Raw genomic sequence first — 6,407 nt, 5'->3', positions numbered from 1 at the left:
GGATCAAGGACTTAACTTGGAGCGATTTGGGAACGGTCTCGCCAAAGGAACTGTCAAGCCAAGTCCACTGAATCAAATTCGACCATGGCGCGGCGGCATCCGCAAACCGGTTCGTCCGTGCGTCTAACCGGGTCCTGGCAGCCCGCGTCCGGCCTGTGGCCTCGCCCAGATCCAGAGTTAGGCAACTGTCGCGCGCATCCGCCGTGGCGCTCGATCGACGATCAGACTTCTAAGCAGCTAGTCGAGAGCGTCGAGGACATGACGGCCTGCCGCGAGAATGGCGCGGTTTTTCACTATCGCATTGAATCGCAAGGGAGCCCGAGGATTGCAAATCCGTGTAGGTCGGTTCGACTCCGGCCCGCGCCTCCAGAGTGAAAAACGGCTCCTTCGGGAGCCGTTTGCGTTTTGAGGCCATGGGGACTTCCTTGCCGTGTCGATCGGGCGGCCTGCGAGACGCCAGCTCACGATCTCGTCATGGATGCCCCAAAGTCCATCAGCGCCTCCACAAAAGCCCACGGCGCCTCGAGCGGCGCGAATTCGCCGCTGCCCGCCAGCACCGCGCTCGTGAGATGGCGTACACCGGCTTTGCGCAACCCGGGCAGGTAGTCATCCGGCGAACGGCCATCGGCGTCTCCACGCAGGTACAAGAGCGGCGTTTCAATGGCCTTCGGATGCGCGTTGTGCTCGGCGTCGGCGGCGAGCGCTCGGTACCAATCAAAGCCAGCCTTCAAGGCCTCGGGCCGCGCATAGGCTTCGGCAAAGCGCGCTCGGTACGCCTCGGTCACCGCCTTGGCGTCACCCGCCAGGATGTTGGTGAAGTAGTCGAAGTACGGCCGCTGCCGGCCCTGCACCATCGTCTCGGGCAGGTCGGGAATCGCGTGAAAGGCGAAATGCCAGATGTGTGGATCGGCAAGCAGCTTCCCCCAGGGATCGAGGCCGGGCACGACGGTGTTGGTGACGACCGCGCCACGGATGCGCAGGCCGTGGTCGCGGGCGGCGGCGAAAGCGATCATGCCGCCCACGTCGATGCCTGCGACGATGATGTCGCTGCCACCCGCCTGCTCGGCCGCAGCGATCAGCACGTCGGCGAGCGCCGTCTTCTCGGCTGATCGTGGCGCGCCACGAGACTCGCCGATCTCCGGCAGATCGGGCGCGAGGACGAAGAAGCGCTCGGACAAGTCGCGAAGCACCGGCTCGTAGAGCGCATGTGAATGGGGCCATCCGTGCAGCAACAACAGCGCCGGACGGCTCGCGACACCGGCCATTCGCAACGCGATCTCGACGCCGTGGCCCGCGACCTTGATCTTGTCCATCGATTTCCCTTGTCGTCTGGTCAAAGACGTGGGCAATCCGTGTTCCCGTCCAGCGATATCAGCCCCACGCCCTCGCAATTTCAGCAATCCGCCGATGGCCGCCACCACGCGTCCGGCGGCAGCATGCCGGTGTCATCACGAGCCCGACACCCATGTCCGAAGAAGATGTCTTCCGGCCGTCGGAGTACACCGCGGCCCTGCTGCGGCAGTTTTGTCGATGATGCGCAGGCTGTCGTCCTGGTTGCGCACCTGCGCGTGCAGGCCTTGCGCGGCCAGGTGTTCGGCGTAGCGCTGCGCATCCGGGCTGATAGGGGTACTGAAGATTCGTCCATATCGAGGCTACACTTCGTCTCCATATAGACGGAGATTGCAGTGGTCGGATTGAAGAGCACGACGCAGCAGGTGCCTGGGCGCAAGGCCACGTCGAAGGCGGTGTCGATCACGAACGTCACCTACAGCCCGAGCAAGGGGATCGACGACTTCGTGATGAACGTCCATGCCGCGGACCCGATGCGCCTGATCGAGACCGAGCGCAAAGGGGTTGCCGGCATCTTCGTGAAGGACCTGTCCAGGCGCATGGAGATCCCGGCGCAGCGCATGTTCGACATCCTCGGCGTGCCGAAGGCCACGGCCGAGAAGAAGGTCGCTGCGGGCGAACTGCTCACCGGCAACGGCGGGCGCGCTGCACTCGGGTTGGCCAGGCTGCTCGGGATCGCCCGGGACATCGTCGACAACTCGACCGCGCCCGAAGCCAAGGGCTTCGACTCCGCCAGGTGGCTCGGGCAATGGCTGGAGACACCGCAGCCCGCGCTCGGGGGGCGCAAGCCCGCGGACTTCATCGACACGCCCACGGGGCTGGCGGTCGTCACGAAGCTGCTCGGCGCCATCGAGAGCGGTGCGTACCAATGATTCTGTGGCGGATTGCGGCCGAGACGCGCAGGTACGCGGCAGACGATCTGAGCGGAAGCGGGGCCGCCAAGAGCCCTGGCCGGTGGAACGATGACGGGCAGCCCGCGCTGTACACGGCGCCGACCATTGCCATGGCGGTGCTCGAGACCCCGGCGCACGTCGATGATTCAGGCCTGCCCCTGAACAGGTTCCTGGTGCGGATCGATGTTCCGGACAGCGTCTGGGCCGCCAGGAACGTGCTGGATGTGTCCCGGCTCGCGCCTTCGTGGGCTGCCATTCCGGCGGGGCGTGCCAGCGCTCAGGCGGGCGCCGACTGGTTGCGCGGCATGACGGYGGCGATCCTCGAGATGCCCTCGGTCATCGTTCCCGAAGAGTCTGCAGCCCTCATCAACCCGTTGCATCCCGGCGCGAAGGCCTTGTCTGCCCAGGTCGTCCGCCCGTTCGAATACAACCGGTTGTTCCGCGGACGCTGAAGGCCGACGCCACGTGTCGCGACGCAAGCCTCAGTTGACGGCGCTGCTCGTCTCCAGCAACTGCCGCATCGCCGAGCGCATCAGCGGATCGGGGCTCTCGGCCAGCGCGTTGGCTTCCAGGTGCCAGATCGGGTCGCCGATCAGGTACATGCACAAGGCCTTCAGGTCCGGCGCACAGTCGTCGGGCAGCGTGTTCAGGAAGTGCAGCGCATCGATCGGCCGGTTGTGCAGGATCGGGATGAAGGCGCCGATGGCAAGTGCCGACGGCGCGACGTTCGACAGGTCGCGCAGCTGGAACCAGATCGCTTCGGCGCGGTCGAGTTCGTGGGCCGTGATCGCGCCGATCATCTCCCGGCTCATTTGCGCAATGTCGTCTTCGGTGTGCAGGCTCATGACGGGCTTCCGGAAAGCGGTCCGCCGTGTCGCGGACGCATCAAGGGTGCCGGACGCGGCCGCAATGCGGCCTGTCCGGCGGTTCGATCTTCAAGGCGTCGTGCCGGGTCAGTCCTGACCGCCGGCGCCCGGAATCATCGACTTCAGGCGCTGGATGATGGAGCTGGCAGCACCGCCCGGGCCGCCTTGCTGGGCGCCCTGGGCTTGATCGCCACCACCGCCGCCGCCGAGCAGGCTGCTGATGCCTTGCAGGCCRGGGGCCTTGCTCAGCAGGTTCGTGGCGGCGGGAAGGGCGCGGGACAGCGCGAGACCGATTGCGGGAATGGGCATGTGAGTTCCTTTCAGTGGGGACGCCGTCGGGACGACTGCGCTGAAAGGAAGTCTCGCCGGGAGCGGGCACGTGCCCCCGGTCCGGATGCGAAGCGCGCGATGCCGATGCGAAGGCATCACGCGTGCAACGCTCAAGGCCGGATCTGGTCGATCTGCACCGCGACCCCGGTGGCGCCCGGCTTCACGACCGGCCCCTGGCCGATCAGGTCGCCGGCCGACGGCGTCGCGCTGCCGCTGCGCGACACCCGCACCTCGACACGCACCTCGGCCATGCTCGACAGCTTGAACTCCGGGCTCATCGCGGTCGAGTCGTCGAGCACGAAGTCCATCGGCAGGTCGGACACCAGGCCGCGCTTGACGGCCAGCGGCATGCGCGGGCCCTGCACGGCGCGCGCGAACACGAACACCGTGTCGCCGGGCTGCACCTTCGACGCGAGGGCAGGGGACAGCGTCACGCGCCCGCTGACCGCGGTCGCGGCAGCGGTGGCGGCCGGCTTCGCGGAAGCGGTCGCCGGCGACGCGGCACGCGCCGCTGCGGCCACGGGTGCGGAAGCTGCCCCACCGCCCGCACGCAGCTCGGCCAGCGTCTGCACGACCCACTTCGCGTAGTCGGATTCGGGCGGCAGCATCGGCAGCAGCTGCTGCCACTGCGCCGCCGCCGTCTTGAAATCCTGCCGCTGGTAGGCCGCCGTCGCCGACATCGACAGCGCCATCGCGTGGTTCGGGTCCAGCGCCAGCGCCTGCTCCACCAGTTTCAGCGGCCTGCCCTGCAGGTCGCCTTTCGCCAGGTTGGCCAGCACGTCGGCGTACTCGGTCAGCAGCACCGGGTCGCGGTCCAGCGTCTCGCGGCCCATCTTCTCGAAGGCGTTCGCCGACTCGGCCAGCCGGCCCATCGCGCGGTACGAGCGGGCGAGCACCATCCAGGCCTTCGAATCGTTCGGGTTCTTCTCGACGCGCGCCACCACCGTGGCCAGCATCTGCTCGATCTGCTGCTGCGTCACGTCGCTGTGCTGCGCCGCGGGCGGGACCAGTGCGGACGGGGTGCCGCGCCAGGCGTAGAGGCCCGCCGCCAGCACCGGCAGCGCGATCGCGAGCGCGATCATCGTGCCGCGCCCCGACGTGAGCGGCGCCATCGCCGGCTCGGCCGCGCCGGCATCGGCCAGCAGCCGCTTCTGCAGCTCGCTGCGCGCCTGCTCGTGGTCGGTGGGCAGCAGCGTGCCGGCCGCGAGGTCGCGGTCGATCTCGGCCAGCTGGTCGCGGTAGACGGCGGTGTTGGCGTCGCGGGCGGTCAGGTCGTCCCGCCGGGCCGCCTGGGCGGCGCGGCGCCACGGTCGCAGCAGCACGAGCAGGGTGGCGGCGACGAGCAGGGCCGCCGCGATCAGGAAGGTTGCCATCTCAGGGGTTCTTGTCGTTGTTCAGGAGGGCCGCGGCACGCTGTTGCTCATCGGCGGTGAGCGCGACCGCATCGGGCGCAGTGCGGCGGCGGAGGAAGGTGACCAGTGCCACCAGCCCACCGCCGAGCAGCGCGAAGGGCCCCAGCCACAGCAGGTACGTGGTCGGCTTCATCGGCGGCCGGTAGCGCACGAAATCGCCATAGCGGGCGACCAGGTAGTCCATCACCTCCTGGTCGGTCTTGCCCTGGCGGATCAGCGTGCGGATCTCGCGGCGCAGGTCTTCCGCCAGGTCGGCGCGCGAGCCGGCCAGCGATTCGTTCTGGCACACCAGGCAGCGCAGCTCCTCGGCAATGCCGACCAGCCGCGCCTCGACGACCTGGTCCTGGGCCAGCGGCGGTGCGTCGGCGGCGCGTGCACTGCAGGTGAAGGCGAGGGCCAGCGCGGCCCCGATGACGAGCCACCTCATGCGCCCAACTCCTTGAGCATGGGAATGACTTTCGAACTCAGGACTTCGGGGGTCAGCGGGCCGATCTGCTTGAAGCGGATCGTGCCGGTCTTGTCGATCAGGTAGGTCTCGGGCACGCCGTAGACGCCGTAGTCGATGCCGACGCGGCCATCGGCATCCACCGCGGTCGCGAGATACGGGTTGCCGAACTCGGTCAGCCAGCGCCTGGCGTCGTCGCCCTTGTCCTTGTAGTTCAGGCCGACCACCGGCACCAGGTTCAGCTTCGCGAAGTTGACGAGCACCGGATGCTCCTGGCGGCACGGGCCGCACCAGGTGGCCCAGACGTTCAGCATCCACACCTTGCCACGCATCTCCTGCGGGCTGAACTTCGCCGCGTCTGTTGCGACACCCGCGGATGCATCGAGCCGCGGCAGCGCGAACATCGGCGCCGGCTTGCCGATCAGCGGCGACGGCACCTCGTGCGGATCGTGGTTGAGGCCGACCGCGAGGAACACGGCCAGCACCGCGAACAGCACCAGCGGGATCAGGAAGTACTTCTTCATGCCGCCGCTCCGGTGGCGCCTGACACCGGCAGGCCGACCCGCTGCTTCAGCTTCAATCGGTAGCGCTTGTCGCTGGCCGCGAGCCCGCCGCCGGCGGCCATCAGCAGGCAGCCGAGCCAGATCCACACGACGAAGGGCTTGTAGTACACCCGCACGCTCCAGGCTGCGGCCTTGCCGTCCGGGGTGGCTTCCAGCGGCTCGCCGAGCGAGACGTACAGGTCGCGCGTGAGGCCGCTGTCGATCGCGGTCTCGGTCATCGGCATCTGCGACGACAGGTAGTTGCGCTTCTCGGGGTTCAGCGTGCGCAGCACCTGGCCGTCGCGCGAGAGCTCGACGTCGCCGCGCTGCGCGATGTAGTTGGGGCCGCGCACTTCGTTGACGCCGAGCAGCTTGACCGTGTAGCCGCCGAGCGCGACGGTCTCGCCGACGGCCATGCGCACGTCCTTCTCGACCTCGTAGCCCTTCACCATCGTGACACCGACGACGAAGGTCGCGATGCCGATGTGGGCCAGGTGCATGCCCCAGTAGGCGCGCGGCGGCCGGCCCGATTTCAGGCGGGCGCGGATCTGGAACACGCTGCTCGCGAC

The 6,407-nt window shown here is 68.2% G+C and carries 9 protein-coding genes and 1 tRNA gene; 3 read left to right on the top strand and 7 right to left on the bottom strand.

Annotation, left to right across the window (positions count from 1 at the left end; translation table 11 throughout):
• The first annotated feature begins 279 nt into the window (after positions 1 to 279).
• Positions 280 to 369, top strand: a tRNA-Cys gene (locus tag AC1D12_RS21190).
• 92 nt (positions 370 to 461) lie between these two features.
• Here AC1D12_RS21190 and AC1D12_RS21185 read toward each other — a convergent pair.
• Positions 462 to 1,313, bottom strand: coding sequence for an alpha/beta fold hydrolase (locus tag AC1D12_RS21185; protein WP_477842670.1), 852 nt, complete (start codon positions 1,311 to 1,313; stop codon positions 462 to 464).
• Between the two features lie 372 nt (positions 1,314 to 1,685).
• On the opposite strand from AC1D12_RS21185, the gene AC1D12_RS21180 reads away from it, so the two are divergent.
• Positions 1,686 to 2,222, top strand: coding sequence for an Xre family toxin-antitoxin system antitoxin (locus AC1D12_RS21180; RefSeq protein WP_477842668.1), 537 nt, complete (start codon positions 1,686 to 1,688; stop codon positions 2,220 to 2,222).
• Entirely contained in the window at positions 2,219 to 2,695 is a 477-nt protein-coding gene (locus AC1D12_RS21175; protein WP_477842666.1) for an RES family NAD+ phosphorylase, read from the top strand. The genes AC1D12_RS21180 and AC1D12_RS21175 overlap by 4 nt, the downstream gene beginning before the upstream one ends.
• Positions 2,696 to 2,725: 30 nt before the next feature.
• Here the strand turns inward: AC1D12_RS21175 and AC1D12_RS21170 are convergent, their stop codons facing one another.
• From AC1D12_RS21170 to AC1D12_RS21145, 6 genes are all read right to left on the bottom strand, one after another.
• Positions 2,726 to 3,088: an HrpB1 family type III secretion system apparatus protein gene (locus AC1D12_RS21170; RefSeq protein WP_477829336.1), complete on the bottom strand. Its 363-nt coding sequence runs from the start codon at positions 3,086 to 3,088 to the stop codon at positions 2,726 to 2,728.
• Positions 3,089 to 3,196: 108 nt separating this feature from the next.
• Positions 3,197 to 3,418, bottom strand: a complete 222-nt coding sequence (locus AC1D12_RS21165; RefSeq protein ID WP_047511883.1) for a hypothetical protein — start codon at positions 3,416 to 3,418, stop codon at positions 3,197 to 3,199.
• Between the two features lie 131 nt (positions 3,419 to 3,549).
• Positions 3,550 to 4,812 (bottom strand): c-type cytochrome biogenesis protein CcmI, encoded by a 1,263-nt coding sequence (ccmI, locus tag AC1D12_RS21160; RefSeq protein ID WP_477842664.1) that lies wholly within the window; start codon positions 4,810 to 4,812, stop codon positions 3,550 to 3,552.
• A gap of 1 nt (position 4,813) precedes the next feature.
• On the bottom strand, positions 4,814 to 5,278 hold the full coding sequence (locus AC1D12_RS21155; RefSeq protein ID WP_477828924.1) for a cytochrome c-type biogenesis protein: 465 nt from the start codon (positions 5,276 to 5,278) through the stop codon (positions 4,814 to 4,816).
• Positions 5,275 to 5,820, bottom strand: a complete 546-nt coding sequence (locus AC1D12_RS21150; RefSeq protein WP_465112507.1) for a DsbE family thiol:disulfide interchange protein — start codon at positions 5,818 to 5,820, stop codon at positions 5,275 to 5,277. Before AC1D12_RS21150 ends, AC1D12_RS21155 begins: the two co-directional genes overlap by 4 nt.
• Positions 5,817 to 6,407: cytochrome c-type biogenesis CcmF C-terminal domain-containing protein (locus tag AC1D12_RS21145; protein WP_477842662.1), on the bottom strand; the 591-nt coding region annotated here is incomplete at its 5' end. The genes AC1D12_RS21145 and AC1D12_RS21150, both read right to left, overlap by 4 nt.

It is taken from the genome of Rhizobacter sp. P1_G5 (assembly GCF_056405435.1).
Note: the sequence above shows the minus strand (reverse complement) of the source record. Positions and strands in the feature narration are given on the sequence as shown.

What these genes read in the sequence shown, in the direction of transcription:
- AC1D12_RS21185 (WP_477842670.1), bottom strand. Translation starts at nt 1,313, where the DNA reads ATGGACAAGATCAAGGTCGCGGGCCACGGCGTCGAGATCGCGTTGCGA.
- AC1D12_RS21170 (WP_477829336.1), bottom strand. Translation starts at nt 3,088, where the DNA reads ATGAGCCTGCACACCGAAGACGACATTGCGCAAATGAGCCGGGAGATG.
- ccmI (WP_477842664.1), bottom strand. Translation starts at nt 4,812, where the DNA reads ATGGCAACCTTCCTGATCGCGGCGGCCCTGCTCGTCGCCGCCACCCTG.
- AC1D12_RS21155 (WP_477828924.1), bottom strand. Translation starts at nt 5,278, where the DNA reads ATGAGGTGGCTCGTCATCGGGGCCGCGCTGGCCCTCGCCTTCACCTGC.
- AC1D12_RS21150 (WP_465112507.1), bottom strand. Translation starts at nt 5,820, where the DNA reads ATGAAGAAGTACTTCCTGATCCCGCTGGTGCTGTTCGCGGTGCTGGCC.